This is a genomic window from Streptomyces sp. NPDC055287, from assembly GCF_053646035.1.
Window position 1 is genome coordinate 1 of the sequence record NZ_JBSHNE010000114.1, and the last position, 2,631, is coordinate 2,631.

At 67.9% G+C, this 2,631-nt stretch carries 2 protein-coding genes and 2 pseudogenes; all 4 read right to left on the bottom strand.

The features are described 5' to 3' along the window. Positions 1 to 18: 18 nt before the first annotated feature. Positions 19 to 989: pseudogene (locus tag ACWIHY_RS40170) on the bottom strand (YihY/virulence factor BrkB family protein). Positions 990 to 1,067: 78 nt separating this feature from the next. Beyond that, a complete protein-coding gene (locus tag ACWIHY_RS40175) occupies positions 1,068 to 1,625 on the bottom strand; it encodes a YciI family protein (protein WP_454381695.1) in 558 nt (185 codons plus the stop codon). A gap of 43 nt (positions 1,626 to 1,668) precedes the next feature. Further along, a complete protein-coding gene (locus tag ACWIHY_RS40180; protein WP_454381697.1) occupies positions 1,669 to 1,875 on the bottom strand; it encodes a hypothetical protein in 207 nt (68 codons plus the stop codon). A gap of 46 nt (positions 1,876 to 1,921) precedes the next feature. After that, positions 1,922 to 2,245 (bottom strand): annotated as a pseudogene (locus ACWIHY_RS40185) (SMI1/KNR4 family protein); the annotation flags it as partial. Between the last annotated feature and the right edge of the window lie 386 nt (positions 2,246 to 2,631).

Below are 2,631 nucleotides of genomic sequence, written 5' to 3' on the forward strand. Positions count from 1 at the left end.
AGCACGCACGGCCTGGGGTCAGACGCCACCCATCTCCCTGCGATCTTCATCGGTCCACGTGTGGGTGTCGCGGGGCTGGACGTACGGTTCCTCGTGTTCGGGGTGGCCGCCGATGATGGCGCGCTCCCGGGCCATCTCCGCGTCGAACTCCAGGCCGAGCAGGATCGCCAGGTTGGTGAGCCACAGCCAGACGAGGAAGATGATCACGCCGGCGAGGGTGCCGTAGGTCTTGTTGTAGGAGCCGAAGTTCGCCACATACAGCGCGAAGCCCGCCGAGGCGATCATCCAGATGACCAGCGCGAGGAAGCTGCCGGGCGTGACCCACTTGAAGCCGCGGCCCTTGGCGTTGGGGGAGGCCCAGTACAGGATCGCGACCATGACGGTGACGAGGAGGACCAGGACGGGCCACTTGGCGATCGACCACACCGTCAGGGCGGAGTCCCCGATACCGAGCGCGCCGCCCAGTTGCCGCGCGAGGCCCCCGGCGAACACCACGATGAGCGCGCTGACGCAGGCCATGACCATCAGCACAACGGTGACGCCCACCCGTACCGGCAGCACTTTCCACACCGGCCGCCCCTCCGGCATGTCGTACACGGCGTTGGAGGCGCGGATGAACGCGGCCACATAGCCGGACGCCGACCACAGCGCGCCCAGCAGACCGGCGATCGCCAGCACCGAGCCCGTGCCGCCGTTGCCCTGCAGCTGCTCGACCGCACCGGAGATGACGTCCCGTGCCGAACCCGGGGTCATCTGCTTGAGGTTGTCCAGGATGCTCTTGGTGGCTGATTCGCCGGCGATGCCCAGCAGGGAGACGAGCACCAGCAGGGCGGGGAAGAGGGACAGTACGCCGTAGTACGTCAGGCCGGCCGCGGGTCGGACAGTTCGTCGTCCTGGAACTCGGCCACCGTGCGCTTGAGCACCGTCGGCCAGCGCGGCGGACTCGTAGAGCATCTTCCACAGCATCGGTGTGCGTCAGGCCGATGCACCCGTGGGTTCGGGTGAACCGCGAGGATGCTGAGTGATCCGAGGGGCTTCGGTGGTGACGTCGGCCGGACGTCCTGGGGTTATGACGGCCGCCCGCCGAACTGCCAGTTGTGCACCTCGATGTCGGCGTACCGGTCCGGGGTCAGGATGGCGCGTGCCGTGTCCGGGTCCGGCGCCCGGAGCAACGCCGCCGTGCCCAGCCAGGTGGCGCCGTTGTCGGACAGCAGCGGCCCGTAGGCGATCAGCTCGTCCCGGTCGGGCGGCACCGCGAGGTCGGCGGCCTGCCCCGCGCCGAGGCCGAGACCGAGCACCAGGTAGCGGTTGCCGCCGGTCCGGCCACCAGGGAAGTCCCACATGGTGCGCCCCAGCAGGTTGCGCCACCGCCGCAGCAGCACGTCCCGGTAGACGCCGGCCTGGTGGCCGGGCTCGTCGAAGGCGAAGGCGCGGGCGACGGCGGGATCGGGCAGGTCGAGGATGTGCACGCTGCCGGTGGGTGTGTGGCCGTCGTCGGCGAGGGTCGGGCCCCGAGCGATCATCTCCTTTGCGTACCGGTCCATGTAGGACCAATGCTCTTCCAGTAGCTCGTAGCGCAGCGGCAGGGAGCCAGGTCGGTCGCGGTGGTAGCAGAGAAATTCCATGCCCAAAGGATCTCTTCAAGGAGGTGACCAGGTCGAGCGGGTTTCACTGCGATGGCTTCTCGGCGGCCTCGCCCAGAAGCACGCGTGCCGACTCCGCGTAGCGGATGGCCGTCCTCTCGTCGATGCCGAAGACGAGCGCGAGGTGGAGCGGGTCGGCGCCGTGGGTGAGGGCCTCGTCGAGCTGACGGTCGATACGGAGCCTTTCCAGCGTGACTGTCTGGCCGCGGAGCGCGGCGGTGGCCTTGTTCACGAGAGCAGGGGTTCTGGCTCACATTCCGTGGAGCGGATACGGAGAGTCAGATCTTCGGAGCCATGCGATGGCGGTTCGAATGGGCACGAAGTCGAGGCGAGGTGAGTTCCAGGGCCCGGTTGTCGCGCCCGGCGCTCATGTGGTTGAGCCAGCGTTCGTACCAGTCGAGGAAGTCGGTGGCGGAGGAGACGTTGGGGCCCCAGTGCCCGTCGCTGTTACCAACGAGGACGCGGCCGGTGAGTGGACCGGTCACCCCGAGGACGCATACATCGGTGCAGCCCATTTCGATGATGTGGAGGAAGAGATCGCGCTCATGTGGCCCGGGCCCACGCAGCCGAATCCTCGGGGGTGTCCCTGGTTCTCCGGGCGGATCTATACAGCCACACCGCACCCGGTACGGGTCAGTTCCGGGCAACTTCCTCAGGGCCCACTCGCCCGACAACCATCACTCAGCGTGCATGCTCCACGGAAAGTGAGCCAGAACCCAAGCTCGTGAACACAGCCACTTCGGCGTCCGGCCCGCCCTGCACCCCAGGGCGGTAGGCGTCGCCGCCCGGGGAGCAGCACCATCCGCCCGGTTGCGTTGCGGCGACCTTCCCACGTGTGGTCGCCACCGGTCTGTCGCCAGGCATCTTCGTCGCGGTTCTCGCGGCAGCGACTATGGCCTGTGTGATGTCGTGATCAGTTGCTGGATTCTGTCCTTCTCGCGGGGTGGAACCCGGTAGGACTGTGGTCGTGACACGCAGGCAACTCACG